Raw genomic sequence first — 15,952 nt, 5'->3', positions numbered from 1 at the left:
CGAGCTGGGCTTTTTGCATTGGCCCACGTAAGCCGCCCTGGGGCGGCTTTGTTGCGTGTCGGTTCCTTCTTCTTGGGCTGCGCGGATGTGTTGCCTGCCCTCGAGGTCAGCAAACGGCTATGATGTTGCTGTCATTGACAGGAGGAATGCATCATGGCCCGAATTCTGCTCTGTATCCTTTCCTTGTTGCTGCCCTGGCTGGCGCAGGCGGCGGAACCACGGCTGGCCCCGGATAGTTGGGAACAGCAACGCACGCTGGTACTGGGCGGACAGCCGGTTTATCTATTCATGGCCAAGGAGGGGGAGCTGACTGCCCAGCAACGTGTGGCCAGGGTGCAGGCCCGCTTGCAGGTCCTGGAGATGGCGGATGCCAGCCACCCGGTTGACGCGACGCCATACGGACAGGGGGGCGCTGCGGGCTACCGGCTGTCGGTCAATGGCAAGTCGCTGTTCAATATTGTCGCTGGTGATCTGGATCCGGCGGATGGCCTGAGCTTGCAGCAGTCTGCCAGTAATGTGCAGCAGCGGTTGAATGCCTTGCGGCTGGCCTATCTGAAGGAGCATTCTTCCGGAGCACTTGCGAGTGCGCTGGCCTTGAGCCTGGCGGGTAGCGTGCTGTTTGCCGGGCTGCTCTACCTGATCATGATCTTGCGCCGACGTGCATTGCTGCGGGTGTCGCAACGACATGCGCTGTTTCCCGGTTGGCTCAGCAAGCGGCAGACTCTGGGACGGCTGCTGCAGCGGGCCGAAGGCAGCATCATCAACCTGACCACTGTCCTGTGCGTCATTTTCCTGAGTTATCTATGGTTGACCTGGCTGCTGGGGCGCTTTCCCTACACCTTGCCCTGGAGTCGTCGTCTGGGCAGCTTTCTGTGGCAACTGGTTGCCACGCTGGGCTCTGATGCGCTCAGTGCCGTGCCTGGTTTACTGACGGTTGGGCTGATCTTCCTGTTTACCCGCTTGCTGACCCGTGGTTTGCAGCTGGTATTCGACTTGGCCGAACGTGGCCAGCTGCGTTTTCCCGGCCTGCATCCCGAGACTGCCGGCGCTACCCGCCGGCTGCTCGGGGTGGTGCTCTGGCTGTTTGCGCTGACCGTTGCCTATCCCTATCTGCCCGGAGCCGACTCTGATGCGTTCAAGGGAATGAGCGTGTTTTTCGGTTTGCTGGTCACACTGGGTTCGGCCGGCATCATGAACCATGCGATGAGTGGCCTGGTACTGGTGTATTCGCGAGCCTTGCGGCCGGGCGACTTCGTGCGTATTGGTGATGTGGAAGGTGTGGTGACCGAACTCAGTGCCCTGTCCACCAAGATACTGACCCGGCAGGAGCATGAAGTGACCCTGCCCAATGCGGTAGTGGTGGGGGGCAAGGTGGAGAATTACAGCCGGACCAGCCCGGGGCGGGGCCTGATGCTGACGACCACGGTCACCATTGGTTACGACACGCCATGGCGCCAGGTGAAAGCCATGCTGGAGCTGGCGGCACACCGTACTTCACTGGCCGATCACACCGAGGCCGTGGTGGTGCGGCAGTTGAATCTGCAGGATTTCTATGTCGAGTACGAACTGCAATTGCGTGCGCTGGCCGATGCCCTGCCGCAGGCTGTGCGCAGTGAGCTGCACGGGCATATCCAGGACACCTTCAACGAATTTGGCGTACAGATCATGTCGCCGCATTTCATGGCCCAGCCAGAGCAGGCGGTCATCGTGCAAGCCGCGCAGTGGTATGCCCCACCCGCGCGACCGGCTGCGGCAGAGGGGCATGCAACCGATTAGCTATTTGTCATGATTTATGAGGAATTTGCAGTGTATCAGCCGGTGAGTAGCCATATGCGATCATCTGCGGCAGTTTGTGCTTTGCCAGCCTGGAATTTATATTAATTGTTTAAGTGATCGCCGGTTTTATCAATGAATAACGGCGCAATGCTTGCCTGATGATGTGGCTTACTGCTATACCAAAGGCGTAAATTATCGCATTGCTGCCGGCCTTCCCATCTCCGGTGGCCATCCGCCGAGGGATACCGTCATGTCGTCGCTGCCAATGAGGCTGTTGGTCCTGGAAGATCAGGTCATTCTGCGCAAGCTGATTTCCCGCCAGACCGGCTTTTTCAGCCGGCATGCCACCCAGATCGATGAGTTCAGCGACCCGGCCGAGGCGCTACGCAGCGCAGCGGAAACCAGCTATGACCTGATCATTACCGATATCGGCATGCCGGGCATGAATGGCATCGATTTCATCAAGAATCTCACGGCCATCGGCTGTCGGGCCTCGCTGTTGATCATTTCCGGCTACGACGACCGCACCTTGCACACCATTGCTGACATGGCCCGCCATCAGGGCATTGATAGCGTGCATTTCCTGTGCAAGCCCTACAGCATCGATCAGTTTCTTCATCGACTCAACGCGGCCTTTGCCGATCTGGAGCAACGCTCGCTGGCCTATCCGCTTGATCTGCAACAGCTATGGCAGGACTGCACCAGCCAGCCACTGCAGATGGAGTTCAAGCCCGTGCTCAGTGGTGATACGCAGCAGCTACGCGGCATGCATCTGGCAGCCATCAGGCTGCCCAACGGGCTGTTGCCGCTGGATGCCGCGTTATATCGCCAGCTGGCGGCCAACCCGCAATTGCCCATGCTGATTCTGGAAGTGCTTATGGAGCAGCTGGCCCAGTTGCTGGCGAGCCTGCCGCAGGAGCAGCGCCAGCACTGCCTGTTCAGCCTTTATCTGGATGGTGCTTGTCTGGCTCACGACAACCTGTTCGACCGCTACAACAGCAGCCTGCGTCAATATGGCATCCAGCCCGGGCAGATCGGCTTTCTGCTGGCCGATGGCATGCATGAGCAACGTTCGGCGGTGTGCTTTGAAAACATTGCCAAGTTGAAGTATTTCGGCTTCTCGCTGCTGGCCGATCAATTGGGCGAGGGGGGCCTGACCATGGCTAATCTGCTGCGGCTGCCTCTGGATGGCGCGTGCATTTCAGCCACGGCCTTGCGCCAGTTGCGCTCGCAGGGGGTAGGTTTGCCAGCGCTCTTGCAATGCTGTGGCCTGACCTTGCCGCAGCTGACCATTAGCCGGCTCGACATGGAAGCCGACCTCGAACTGCTGGCCGGCCTGGAAGACTGTAATGTCAGTGGCGAGCAGATAGCCCTGCAGATGGGCAGCGACGAACTATCATCTTATTTACAGCAACAGACTGCCGGCAAGCTCATGCACTAGACCGGCAGCGTAGCGATGTCCCGCCATGCAAAGGGGTAAACATGTCCAACGAACTGGAAAAACTCAAGATACTGGTAGTGGATGACCAGTCGCTGGTCAGGACACTGGTCAGCCAGTCCTTGCAGTCCATGGGTATCCGGGCTGAAAACATCTCGCAGGCACCGGATGGCAGCACCGCCATGCGCACACTGGACATGCGCATGGTTGACCTGGTGCTGTGCGATGTGGAAATGAAACCGATGAATGGCCTGGATCTGCTCAAGGAGCTGCGCTGCGGCCATACCATGAATGCATCCAACCTGCCCTTCATCATCCTGTCCGGGCATGCTGATCGCAGCAATGTCACGGTAGCGGTGCAGTTGCATGCCGATGGCTTCGTGGTGAAGCCCCCCAAGCCGGTCGATGTGGAAAAAGCCATTTCACAGGCCTTGCGCCGAAGCCGGCCCGAGGTCGACCCCTTCAGTTATTACGGCGTGGATACCGGCACGGATTACGACAAGAAAGTATTCCGTCGCCTGTTTGAGCCGCGACCGGAAGACCTGCCGGATGCACCCAATGAAACGGTTACCGTAAACAGTGCCAAGCCAGGAGCGGTGCTGGCCGAGGACCTGCTCAGCAAGAGTGGTCACCTGCTGTTGCCACGTGGCGCCAGCATTTCTGCCAACCAGCTGGCGGTACTGCGCAACTACAGCGACCGTTATGGCGTACATCAGCTGGTGGTGGAAAAAGCCGCGGTGGTCGCCAGTGATGGCGACCCTGCCTCCGAGCCGACCGGCTGAAACAGACTGCCCGCAGGGGAGAGTGCATGGCCACTATCAGCAGCAAGGCAAGCCAGACCCTATCCATTGGCAGGGCGGTGATTGCCATCGTGGTGTTGCTGGGGGTCTTCCAGATCGGCTGGGTGGCCAGATTACTGTCGGTTTCATGGCAGCACTACCAGCAGGCGGTAGCGCTGGCCGAGGTGCAAGAGATCCGCAGCAAGCTGTATACCGCGTCCGATCTGCTGCGGCGCGAGGCCATCCTCAGTCGCAGCCTGCTGTATCGCAGCTATCCGCCTTTTCCACAGGAGCGCAGCCAGCTGCTGCTACTGCGCACACAGGCCGATCACTGGATGGAGCTGGCACTGGCCGCCGGCCAGCGCGACGTGGTGAGCGAGCAGCGCGCCAAGCTGGCCATGATTCAGCTGCAACTGGACAGTTTCCGCAGCTTGCGGTCCGAGGTGGACATGCGCCTTGGCCCGGCCTGGGGTCAGGACGAAACCCTGGGCTATGCCGAGGAACTGTCGTCCCGCCACCTGCAGGATGCCATCGATAATGTGCTGATCGGCATGAACGGCCAGATGAAATGGACCGCACCGGCCGGGCTCTACATCAATATGGACATTGCCCAGAGCAGCTGGAGCATAGGCCATACCCTGCGCACCACGGCCACCGCCTTGCTGCTGCGCAGCGAGCTGGACTCACCGCTGAGCGAGACCGAAGAAGGTGACCTGCAGTCGCGGCTGGACCTGAGCAACCTGATGTTGCAACAGCTGCGGGTGGACGCCGGCCATATCGACGACCCGGCGCTGGCAGACAGCCTGCGCCACATTTCCGATTCGGCCCTGGCCCTGCACATGCTCAACAAGCAGCAATTGCAGCAGCAACAGCAGCACCAGAGCATGCGTGCCATGCAAAGCGCCATGCAGCCTCTGCTGGACAGGGTGCAGCAGGAAAGCTGGGCGCTGTTCCAGAATGCCAACCGCCTGTGTGCCGAGCAGATCCAGCAGGCGCTGGCTGATTACCGCCGTCAGCTGATCCATGACAGCCTGCTGGGGCTGGCGATACTGGGGCTGGCGCTGATCCTGCTATACAGCATGACCAAGCGGGTGCTCAAGCCGCTCAATCACCTGCAAAGCATGCTGGATGCGGCTGGTGATGCCATCATGACCATCAGCCAGCAAGGCCGGGTGCTATCGGCCAATGCCGGGGCGCAGCGACTGTTCGGCACGGGCAGGCAGGAACTGGAAGGCCTGCACATCAGCCAGTTGTTGCGGCTGCAGCAGTCGCTGGCTGACACCCTGCTGGCTGCCAGCGAGCTGGGCAGCCAGGTGCTGCAAGGCGAAGGGATCAAGCTCAACGGTGAATTGTTTTTCGCCGGCATCACCCTCAGCACCTTCCGGACTTCGGCGGCGGAGAAAGTCTTCATGCTCATCGTGCGCGACGAGCATCAGCGCCGCATTGCGGAAAATTCGCTGGAGCACAATCTGAGCATGCTGTCGGCGATTTCCCATGTGGAAAATCTCATGCTCAGCCGCTGGCCGCGCAATGAGGTGCTGGACCGGCTGCTGCAGGAATTCATCCGCTTCAGCCATGCCGAACAAGGCTTCATGCTGGTGCTGGCCGAGTTTCCGGACGACCGTTTCGAAATCCGCCTGCAGGCTGGCCAGTGGCCGGATAGCTTGCCCCCGCTGGAAAAGCTGTCGCACGAAGCCGAGCCGCTTACCTGGCTGCTGCAAAGGCTGGCAGAAATGCCCTTGTGGATTACCCTGCCGGTATCGATGGATGACGACGTATCGGCGTTGATCTGCCTGCTACGGCCGGATCTGGCCATGCTGGGCAAGGGCATCCAGCCGCTGGTCGGAGCCTATGCCAATATTCTCGGCTTTTTCGATGAAGAAGACCGGCGCATGTTGTCCGAATCGCAGTTGCGCTCGGTATTGCAGGAAGAAGAAGCCATTTATTCGGCCTCGCCAGTCGGCTTGCTGCGGCTCAACGAGCAGATGCAGATCGTCCGCGCCAACCGCATGGCAGAAGACATCTTCGGCCAGGGCGGCAGCATGTTGCCCGGCATGCATCTGATGGAGCTGCTGGCATCCGATCAAAGCTGGTTCGACCTGACCAGCCAGCTCAACAGCATGGCGCAATACCAGAGCAAGCTGCGTTGCGAACTGGAATGCCTGGGGGCCGATGGCCGGCCGATCTGGGTGCTGTTCGAGGGTATGTTGCTCTTCCCCGACCGGCCGCGCGAGGGCACCATTCTCGCCTGCCTGGACATTACCGAGCGCAAGCTGGCCGAATTCGAACTGCGCATGGCACGAGACCAGGCCAATGCCGCCAACCGGGCCAAGAGCTCCTTCCTGGCCACCATGAGTCATGAAATCCGCACGCCGATGAACGGCGTTCTGGGCATGCTGGAGTTGCTGACCATGACGCCGCTCAACCCCGAGCAGAAAGACAGCGTCAACACCATTCAGGAGTCGGCGCGCACCCTGTTGCGGCTGATCGACGACATCCTGGACTTCTCCAAGATCGAAGCCGACAAGCTGGAAGTGGTGCAAACCCCGACTGCAGTCAAGCCGCTGCTGGAGCAGGTACGCACCCTGTATGCGGAAACCGCCGCCGCCAAGGGTTTGCAACTGCAACTGGACGTGGACGACAAGCTGGCACCGGCCCTGCTGCTGGATCCCTTGCGGCTGCGGCAGATCCTGCAAAACTTTGTCAGCAATGCCGTCAAGTTCACCGCCAACGGCGGCATCACCCTGCGGGTGGAAGTGCTGGAACAGGAGTTTGCCGCGCAGACCCTGCGCTTTGACATCATGGATACCGGCATTGGTATTTCCCAGGAGAACCTGGCCCGGCTGTTCGAGCCGTTTACCCAGGCTGAATCCGATACCAGCCGGCGTTTTGGTGGCACCGGGCTGGGGCTGGCCATCTGCCGCCGGTTGGCTGGCCTGATGGGTGGCCATGTCGAGCTGGAAAGCCAGCCAGGCGAGGGGACCCGCGCCTCGCTGCTGTTGGTGGCCAATATCGTGGATGCTGCCGAGCTGCCGGCCACCGAGGTTGACGACGGCCAGCCGTCGGCCGCTGCGCCGGATATGCCGCATGGCGCGGTTTTGCCCATCCTGTTTGCTGAAGACAACCCCACCAATCGCAAGCTCACGCTGCGTCAGCTGGAAAAGCTGGGCTACAAGGCCGACTGTGCCGAAGATGGCGCGCAAGCCTACGCCATGTGGCAGGCCGGCCAGTACAGCCTGTTGCTGACCGACTGCCACATGCCGGTGACCGACGGCTACGAACTGGCGCGGCTGATTCGTGCCTATGAGGCCGAGCATGCCGAGCGCGGCCGCCTGCCCATCATTGCCTGCACCGCCAACGCCGGGCAGGAAGAGCTGCACAAGACCAGTGCCGCCGGCATGGATGATTTTCTGACCAAGCCGCTGGCCATCAATGTCCTATCGGCCATGCTGGATAAATGGCTGCACCAACCGCAGGAGAATGTGATGTCCGATACCCCTGAGCAGGCAGCCGATAGCGCCGCCCTCTGTCCGGTCGACCGTTCCGTACTGGAGGTCTACAGCGATGGTGAACTGTCGGTCGAGCTGGAAATCCTGCACGACTTCGAAGTAGCCAATCGCGATGACATGGCTGCACTGCGCAAGGCAGCGGCCGAGCTCAATGCCGAGCAGCTGGCCTGGGCAGCACACCGCATCAAGGGTGCCAGTCGCATGGTGGGGGCCAATGCCATGGGCGATGCCGCCGAACGGGTGGAGAAGACGGCCAAGGCTGGCCAGGGTGAGCAGGCGGCGGCGCTGCTGGCCGGGCTGGAAGCTGCGCTGGGTGAGTTTGAACACTGGCTGCAACAGCAGGACACCGCCAGCGTATAAGCCGGCCGGCTACATGCTGCGGCTGATGGCCTCGCTGCGCTCCAGCGTGGCGATCAGCCAGTCGCGGAAGGCGCGGATCTTCGGCTGCTGCGCCATTTCGTGCGAGTACATCAGGTAGTAGGCCCACTCGGTTTCCAGCACGGTATCAAAGGGAATCACCAGTTTGCCGCGCTGGATGTCGTCGTTGACCATCGATACCTGCGCCAGCGTCACCCCCATGCCGGCAGCTGCCGCATGCAGGGCGTATTCCAGCGCGTCGAAGGTCACGCCGCTTTCGGAATTCAGCGAGTTCACCCCCGCCAGCTTCAGCCAGCGGTCCCATACATCCTGATCGCGCCAGGGATGCAGCAGGGTGTGGTATTGCAGATCTTCCGGCGTACGCAGCGGATGCGGGCCTTGCAGCAGGGCTGGCGAACAAACCGGCACCAGCTTTTCGCGACAGATGCATTCGATGCGCATGTCGGTGGACACTTCCGGCCGCGCCATGCCGATGATGGCCAGATCATACTCGGCCCGGTTGAAGGGCTTGTCGTGAATCAGCTGGGTGATCAGGTGCAGGGTGTATTCCGGATAGCGGGTCTGGAAGTCCGGCAGGTTGGGCAGCACCCAGCGCATGGCCGGGGTGGGGGGAATGCGCACGCGCAGGCCGCTCTGGCGCAGCCGCAGCATTTCACTGGCTTCATGCAAGAGCTGGAAGGCATCGCGCGCCGGTTTCACCAGCGCCTCGCCCTCGGCGGTCAGCGCCAGCCCACGCGCCTGACGAATGAACAAGCTGGTGCCGTAGAACTCTTCCAGCGTCTGCACATGGCGGCTGACTGCGCCCTGGGTCAGGTGCAAGGAGGTGGCAGCTCGGGTGAACGACAGGTGTTCCGCCGCAGCGACAAAAACACGCAGCGCGTTAAGAGGAGGCAGTTTCATCGAATTCATGTGGTTTAGTCATGGCTGGCATGATTATAACTGCTTTGCCAGTTTTGCAGTGGCTGCTTATCCTTGCGGCTAGCTCATTGATAATCAATGCAAAGAGTTGACTCGCTTCAGTTGAAGCATTTTATTGTGCAAAGCTGGCACTTGCTGGAGTTTTGTACGAGCGATGTCCTCAATGCATGGATAATCTGCTGGCCGGCAGGCTGCCGCCAGCAAGCCCCCATCACCAGGCAGCTGCCCTTGCGGCAGCGCCAGCAGTTTTCCACCCATCTCCACGTTGGGAACGGCCGGGTCTTACCTCTGGGACCTGGCCGATTTTTTTATCCGTTTGCGGTGGTCTGTCTGGCAAACAGGCAAGAAAAAAGGCCACTTGCGTGGCCTGAAGATTCGGAGAAAAAGCCGCAGGACCGGATGAACCGGCCCCCTTGCGGACAAGGGCTGCTTTTTCGGGGTCAGAGTGTACAACGATGTCCGCTGCGGGGCAAACCGCGCAGTGTCGATCAGTCGCCCAGTGCGGCCAGCAGTTCGGCTTGCTGCTCGGTGATCAGCGCGTCGGTCAGCTCGACCAGATCGCCATCCATCACGTAATCCAGCTTGTACAGCGTCAGATTGATGCGATGGTCGGTAATGCGGCCTTGCGGATAGTTATAGGTGCGGATGCGCTCGGAGCGGTCGCCGGAGCCGATCAGGCTCTTGCGCTCGGCCGCTTCCTTCTGTTGCTGTTCGCGGCGCTGGATGTCGTTGATGCGTGCCGCCAGCACCTGCATGGCGCTGGCCTTGTTGGCGTGCTGGGAACGGCCATCCTGACATTCCGCCACGATGCCGGTGGGCAGGTGGGTAATGCGCACGGCGGAGTCGGTCTTGTTGATGTGCTGGCCGCCCGCGCCACTGGCACGATAGGTATCGATGCGCAGATCGGCCGGGTTCAGCACCACATCCACCAGTTCGTCGGCTTCGGCCATCACGGCCACGGTGCAGGCCGAGGTGTGGATGCGGCCCTGGGTTTCGGTAGCCGGCACGCGCTGGACGCGGTGGCCGCCGGATTCGAACTTGAGCTTGGAGTAGGCACCGAAACCGATGATGCGGACGATGGCTTCCTTGTAGCCGCCCAGGTCGGACTCACTGGCGGAGACGATTTCCACCTGCCAGCGGTTGCGTTCGGCAAAGCGGGTGTACATGCGCAGCAGGTCGGCCGCGAACAGTGCTGCCTCGTCACCGCCGGTGCCGGCACGGATTTCCAGGAAGATGTTCTTTTCGTCGTTGGGGTCCTTGGGCAGCAGCAGCTTTTGCAGCTCCAGCTCCAGCGCGGCCATTTTTTCCCGGCCTTCATCGATTTCCAGCTGGGCGAATTCCTTCATGTCCGGATCGGACAGCATGTCGCCGGCGGTGGCGATATCGGTTTCGCACTGCTGGTATTGCTGGAAGGTTTCCACTACCGGGGTGAGTTCGGCGTGTTCACGGGTCAGCTTGCGGAACTGATCCATATCGGCAGTCGCCGATTCGCTGGCCAGGAGGTGGGTGACCTCTTCCAGGCGATCGGCCAACTGCGACAGTTTTGTCGCAATCGACGGTTTCATTACGACTCCGGGTGTAAGTGGTACAGGCGGGCGATGGTTTCCACCACGGCCGCATGCTCCGCGCCGCTACCGGAGGACAGCGCCTGGGTAGGGGGGTGCATCAGTTTGTTGGTGAGTTGCTGCGACAGGCTTTCCAGCACCTTTTCCGGCGGCGTGCCCTTGGCCAGCTGCTTGAGCGCGGCCTCCAGCGCATGGCGGCGGGTACGGTCGGCTTCGTCGCGCAGGGCGCGGATCAGCGGTACGGTTTCGCGCTTTTTCAGCCAGTCGTTGAATTCGGCCACACGGGCCTGAATGATGGACTCGGCCTCTTCCGCCGCGCTCTGGCGGGCTTCCTTGCCCACTTCCACGATGCTGGCAATATCGTCCACCGTGTACAGGTAGACGTCGTTGAGCTTGCCGACTTCGATTTCGATATCGCGCGGCACGGCCAGATCCAGCATGAAGATGGGGCGATGGCGGCGGGCCTTGATGGCGCGCTCCACCAGGCCCTTGCCGACGATGGGCAGCTGGCTGGCAGTGGAGGTGACCACTACATCGTAGCGGTGCAGCACATCGGGCAGCTCGGACAGGGTGATGGCATTACCGCCAAACTGCTCGGCCAGCTTCTGGCCACGCTCCAGCGTACGGTTGGCAATGGTGATACAGGAAGGCTCGCGTGCGGCAAAGTGGGTGGCCACCAGTTCGATCATCTCGCCCGCGCCGATGAACAGGATGTTCAGTTCACCGATGGTGGGGAAAATCTGTTCGGCCAGCTTTACCGCAGCGGCGGACATGGATACCGAGCTGGAACCCACCGCCGTGCTGCTGCGCACTTCCTTGGCCACGGCAAAGGTGCGCTGGAACAGGCCGTTGAGCAAGGAGCCCAGCGTGCCGACATTTTCGGCGGCGCGTACGGCGTCCTTCAGCTGACCGAGGATCTGGGTTTCCCCCAGCACCATGGAATCCAGGCCCGAGGCCACACGGAAGGCATGGCGGGCGGCGCTGCTGGCATCCAGCTGGTACAGATAGGGGCGTAGCTCTTCCACCGGCAGGCCGTGGTATTGCGACAGCCACTGCAGTGCCTGCTCGGGATTGTTGCTGTTGCAGTAGATTTCCGTGCGGTTGCAGGTGGAAACGATGGCCGCCTCGCGCGCCGCGTGCGAACCCACCAGGCTTTCCAGCGCGTTGGGCAATACCTCGGCCGGGAAGGCTAGCTTCTCGCGTACCGACAGCGGGGCGGTGTGATGATTCAGGCCAAAGGCAACCAGATGCATGAGCGGAAAAGGCCGCAGAGGAAATGCAGTATTCTAGCCTAAGTTACAGCTAACGTCCCTAACTACGGGGTTTTTCGCCAGCAGATTGATTCATCGGCACTTTTTCCGATGAGTGCTGTTGCCGCCGTGCTTGATCTACCCCGGCTGCCGGCTTCTGACTTACCATGGCGTCTGACCGAATCAGGAGAACCGCATGTCGCTGAATCTTGCCGATATCCGCCAGGATTATTCGAAAAAGGAATTGTCACCGGAAGATTGCCTGCCGGATGCCGTGGCGCAGTTCGAACTATGGCTGAACGAGGCGATGACCGCCCAGGTACACGAGCCGACGGCGATGAATGTGGCCACGGTGGGCGAAGATGGCCGCCCCACGGCACGCATCGTGCTGCTCAAGGGCGTGGAAAACGGCCAGCTGGTGTTCTACAGCAATTATCTCAGCCGCAAGGGCCGGCAGCTGGCGGCCAATCCCTATGTTTCCATCACCTTTTTCTGGCCGGAGCTGGAACGCCAGGTACGCATCGAGGGCCGGGTGGAGCAGGTGGCGCCAGAGGTGTCCGATGCCTACTTCGCCAGCCGCCCCTATACCAGCCGGCTGGGGGCCTGGGCCAGCGAGCAGAGCACCGAGATCAGCTCCAAGAATGTGCTGATCAGCCGCGCCGCCATGTTTGGCGTCAAGCATCCGCTCAGTGTGCCGCGTCCGCCGCACTGGGGGGGCTATGCGGTGATCCCCGACCGCATCGAGTTCTGGCAGGGCCGCCCCAGCCGCCTGCACGACCGGGTGGTCTATCTGCTGCAGGCCGATGCTGGCTGGCAGCGGCTGCGACTGGCTCCCTGAGTCGGCTCAGGCTGGTGGTAACTGGTGTGCCGCCAGCAAATCCTGCATGAAAGCGCTCACTACCTCGCTCTGGCGTGAGTTTTGTCGCGTCACCATGTGAAAGGTGGGGTGATAGCACAGCTGTGCCGGGTTGAGCGCCCGCAGCAGGCCCTGCTCCACCATGGGGCGGGCGAAGTGCTCGGGCAGAAAGCCCAGATGATGGCCGGAGAGAATCAGCACGGCGATTGCCTCCATATTGTCGGCGCGCGCGGTGATGCGCCAGTTTTCCACTGGCAAGGGGATGTCTGGCAGCGGGTAGCTGCGCCAGGCCCAGTCGTGGCGCGCGACTTCCTCCACCATAATATTGCCCGCCTGCCGGAATAGCGGGTGTTCCTGGCTGCAATAGGCGACCTGGTGTTCGGTGAACAGCGGCAGGTATTGCAGGCTGGGAGAGCGGTGCCAGAAATAGCCGATGCCCAGATGGATTTCCCCATTGATCAGCGCTTCTTCCAGCGTGCCGGGCGCCAGCATGGACAGCACCAGTTCCACCGCCTCTTCGCGTTGGCGAAAGCGCCGTATGGTTTCCGATAGCCGCGCATGCGCCCGCATGGTGGTATGCCCGACCACGCCAATCCTTAATTGTCCCACCAGCTTGCGTTCCAGCTGCCGCGCCTCCACGCAGAAAGCCTCGGCGGCATCCAGTAACTGGCGGCTGGCGTGGAGTAGCTGGCTGCCTTTGGCGGTAAGGGCAAAGCCGGCGCGGCCACGTTCGCACAGGCGGTAGCCCAGCCGGGTTTCCAGTGCGGCCAGCTGGTTGCTGATGGTGGACTGGCTGACATTCAGGGTGGATTGCGCCGCTGAAATGCCGCCGGCATCGACGACGGCGCGAAAAACCCTGATAAGGCGTAAATCAAGGCTGGACAGGGTATTGAGCATGGTTTGTTCCCGGTGATGGCGGTGGGTCAGGCCGGTCATTACACACATTCAGATTTATCAATGTAAACAGTGGAATACGGTGATTTTTCCCAAGTTGCCGCCTGAATAGACTGAGCCCTCGTTCAACCTCAGTTTCAGGAGTCTGCATGTCTATCGCTGAACGCAATCAGCCGCTGGGCGGCAATGCCATGCCGCGCTTTGGCGGCATCGCCACCATGATGCGCCTGCCCAAGGTGGAAACCGCCGCCGGCCTGGATGCCGTGTTTGTCGGCCTGCCGCTGGATATCGGGACCTCCAACCGCAGCGGCACCCGTTTTGGTCCGCGTGAAATCCGCAATGAATCGGTCCTGCTGCGCCCTTACAACATGGGCACGGGTGCCGCCCCCTTCGACACCCTGCAAGTGGCCGACATCGGCGATATCGCCACCAATCCCTACAACCTGCTGGACAGCGTGGCGCGCATTGAGGCGGGCTACCGCGAGCTGCTGCAGCACGACGTGATCCCGCTGGGGCTGGGCGGCGACCACACCGTCACCCTGCCCATCCTGCGCGCCATCGCCGCCAAGCACGGCCCGGTGGGGCTGATCCATGTCGATGCCCATGCCGACATCAACGATGAAATGTTTGGCGAAAAGATCGCCCACGGCACCACTTTCCGCCGGGCGCAGGAAGAAGGCTTGCTGGCACAGGGCCGCGTGGTGCAGATCGGCCTGCGTGGCAGCGGCTATGCCGCCGAGGATTTCGACTGGGCACGCCGCCAGGGCTTTCGCGTGGTGCCGGCCGAAGAGTGCTGGAACCGCTCGCTGCAGGGGCTGATGCAGGAAGTACGCCAGCAGCTGGGCGCAGGCCCGGTCTACCTGAGCTTTGATATCGATGGCATCGACCCGGCGTTCGCGCCCGGTACCGGTACGCCGGAAGTGGCCGGCCTGACATCGGTGCAGGCGCTGGAAATCGTGCGCGGCTGTCAGGGGCTGGACCTGGTGGGCGGTGATCTGGTGGAGGTGTCGCCACCCTATGACACCACCGGCAATACCGCGCTGCTGGGGGCCAATCTCTTGTTCGAAATGCTGTGTGTGCTACCGGGTGTGACCATCCGCCGCTGAGCACGCCATCCAGGCCGCCACAGAGCGGCCCATGACAATCCGTTCATAGCCAATTGCCAACAAAGGCACACTTAGGAGAAAACCATGGGACTCGATATTTTCGTCGTGTTCATTTATATCGCCGGCATGCTGGCACTGGGCTGGCTGGGCATGCGCCGCGCCACCAGCCGCGAAGAATACCTGGTGGCGGGCCGCAATCTGGGGCCGGGCTTTTACATGGGCACCATGGCCGCCACCGTGCTGGGCGGGGCCTCGACGGTGGGCACCGTCAAGCTGGGCTATGTGTACGGCATTTCCGGCTTCTGGCTCTGTGCTGCACTGGGCTGCGGCATTCTGGTGCTTAACCTGTTCATGGCCAAGCCGCTGCTCAAGCTGAAGGTGTTTACCGTCACCCAGGTGCTGGAGCGCCGCTACAACACCGTGGCCCGTCGCACCAGTGCGCTGGTGATGCTGATGTATGCGGTGATGATCAGCGTGACCTCGGTGCTGGCCATTGCCACGGTGATGCAGGTCTTGTTCGAGCTGCCGTTCTGGATGGCGGTGGTGATTGGCGGTGGCGTGGTGGTGCTGTATTCCGCCGTGGGCGGCATGTGGTCGCTGACGCTGACCGACATCGTGCAGTTCCTGATCAAGACCATCGGCCTGATGTTCATCCTGCTGCCCATCTGCCTGTACCGTGTGGGCGGCTGGGAGCAGCTGGCGGCCAAGCTGCCGGCGTCCTACTTCAGCTTCACTAGTATTGGTGGCGATACCATCCTGACCTACTTTGTCATCTACTTCTTCGGCATCCTGATTGGCCAGGATATCTGGCAGCGGGTGTTCACCGCACGCAGCGAGGGCGTGGCGCGCTACGCTGGCAGCATCGCCGGGGTGTATTGCATTGTGTATGGCCTGGTCTGTGCCGCCATCGGCATGGCCACCAAGGTCTTGCTGCCTGATCTGGCGGTGCCGGCCAATGCCTTTGCCGCCATGGTGAAGGAAGGCTTGCCGGACGGGGTGCGCGGGCTGGTGATTGCCGCTGCCCTGGCAGCGATGATGTCTACCGCCAGTGCTGCCTTGCTGGCCGCGTCCACCACGCTGACCGAAGACCTCAGCGGCCGCGATGGCTGCAGCCTGTGGACCAACCGCATCGTTACCCTGCTGGTCGGCCTGCTGGTGCTGGTACTGGCCATGCTGGTGAGTGATGTGATCAGCGCTTTGACCCTGGCTTACAACCTGCTGGTGGCGGGTATGCTGGTACCTTTGCTGGGGGCCATTTTCTGGCCGCGTGCCACCACGCCGGGGGCCATCAGCAGCATGGTGCTGGGCTGTGGCACGGCCATTCTGGCCATGATCAGCTATGGGCTGGACTCCAACGTGCCCATCTATCTGAGCCTGGCGGTGAGCGTGCTCAGCTTTGTGCTGGTCAGCCTGGTTACCCGCAAGGAGCAACGCCAGGCCGCCGGTATCTGACCGAGCGCTGGTCGACAGCAAAACAGCCGGG

The 15,952-nt window shown here is 61.5% G+C and carries 11 protein-coding genes; 7 read left to right on the top strand and 4 right to left on the bottom strand.

The window, feature by feature from the left end; all coding sequences use genetic code 11:
• Nucleotides 1-153: 153 nt before the first annotated feature.
• The 4 genes from EAY64_RS08875 (at nt 154) to EAY64_RS08860 (ending at nt 7,862) form a co-directional block, all read left to right on the top strand.
• On the top strand, nt 154-1,776 hold the full coding sequence (locus EAY64_RS08875) for a mechanosensitive ion channel family protein (RefSeq protein ID WP_103524411.1): 1,623 nt from the start codon (nt 154-156) through the stop codon (nt 1,774-1,776).
• A 250-nt stretch (nt 1,777-2,026) separates the two neighbouring features.
• On the top strand, nt 2,027-3,217 hold the full coding sequence (locus EAY64_RS08870) for an EAL domain-containing response regulator (protein WP_147456202.1): 1,191 nt from the start codon (nt 2,027-2,029) through the stop codon (nt 3,215-3,217).
• Between the two features lie 41 nt (nt 3,218-3,258).
• Nucleotides 3,259-3,996 carry a response regulator gene (locus EAY64_RS08865; protein WP_103524409.1) on the top strand — a complete coding sequence of 246 codons (738 nt, stop codon included), beginning with the start codon at nt 3,259-3,261 and terminating at the stop codon, nt 3,994-3,996.
• Nucleotides 3,997-4,022: 26 nt separating this feature from the next.
• On the top strand, nt 4,023-7,862 hold the full coding sequence (locus EAY64_RS08860; RefSeq protein WP_103524408.1) for an ATP-binding protein: 3,840 nt from the start codon (nt 4,023-4,025) through the stop codon (nt 7,860-7,862).
• Nucleotides 7,863-7,871: 9 nt separating this feature from the next.
• On the opposite strand, the gene EAY64_RS08855 is transcribed toward EAY64_RS08860, so the two are convergent.
• The 3 genes from EAY64_RS08855 to hemA all read right to left on the bottom strand — a co-directional run bounded on the left by EAY64_RS08855 (nt 7,872) and on the right by hemA (nt 11,616).
• Nucleotides 7,872-8,789: a LysR substrate-binding domain-containing protein gene (locus tag EAY64_RS08855; protein ID WP_103524407.1), complete on the bottom strand. Its 918-nt coding sequence runs from the start codon at nt 8,787-8,789 to the stop codon at nt 7,872-7,874.
• Between the two features lie 497 nt (nt 8,790-9,286).
• Nucleotides 9,287-10,363 (bottom strand): peptide chain release factor 1, encoded by a 1,077-nt coding sequence (prfA, locus tag EAY64_RS08850; protein ID WP_103524406.1) that lies wholly within the window; start codon nt 10,361-10,363, stop codon nt 9,287-9,289.
• Entirely contained in the window at nt 10,363-11,616 is a 1,254-nt protein-coding gene (gene hemA / locus EAY64_RS08845) for a glutamyl-tRNA reductase (RefSeq protein ID WP_103524405.1), read from the bottom strand. Before hemA ends, prfA begins: the two co-directional genes overlap by 1 nt.
• Nucleotides 11,617-11,809: 193 nt before the next feature.
• Between hemA and pdxH the strand changes: the two genes are divergently transcribed.
• A complete protein-coding gene (gene pdxH / locus EAY64_RS08840) occupies nt 11,810-12,451 on the top strand; it encodes a pyridoxamine 5'-phosphate oxidase (RefSeq protein WP_103524404.1) in 642 nt (213 codons plus the stop codon).
• 6 nt (nt 12,452-12,457) lie between these two features.
• Here the strand turns inward: pdxH and EAY64_RS08835 are convergent, their stop codons facing one another.
• On the bottom strand, nt 12,458-13,405 hold the full coding sequence (locus EAY64_RS08835) for a LysR family transcriptional regulator (RefSeq protein ID WP_226034218.1): 948 nt from the start codon (nt 13,403-13,405) through the stop codon (nt 12,458-12,460).
• 107 nt (nt 13,406-13,512) lie between these two features.
• Here EAY64_RS08835 and speB point away from each other — a divergent pair, with 107 nt between their 5' ends.
• Entirely contained in the window at nt 13,513-14,469 is a 957-nt protein-coding gene (gene speB, locus EAY64_RS08830; protein ID WP_103524403.1) for an agmatinase, read from the top strand.
• A gap of 84 nt (nt 14,470-14,553) precedes the next feature.
• Nucleotides 14,554-15,921: a sodium:solute symporter family protein gene (locus EAY64_RS08825; RefSeq protein WP_103524402.1), complete on the top strand. Its 1,368-nt coding sequence runs from the start codon at nt 14,554-14,556 to the stop codon at nt 15,919-15,921.
• Nucleotides 15,922-15,952: the final 31 nt, after the last annotated feature.

This window comes from Aquitalea palustris, assembly GCF_003693445.1.
GTDB lineage: Bacteria > Pseudomonadota > Gammaproteobacteria > Burkholderiales > Chromobacteriaceae > Aquitalea > Aquitalea palustris.
Note: the sequence above shows the minus strand (reverse complement) of the source record. Positions and strands in the feature narration are given on the sequence as shown.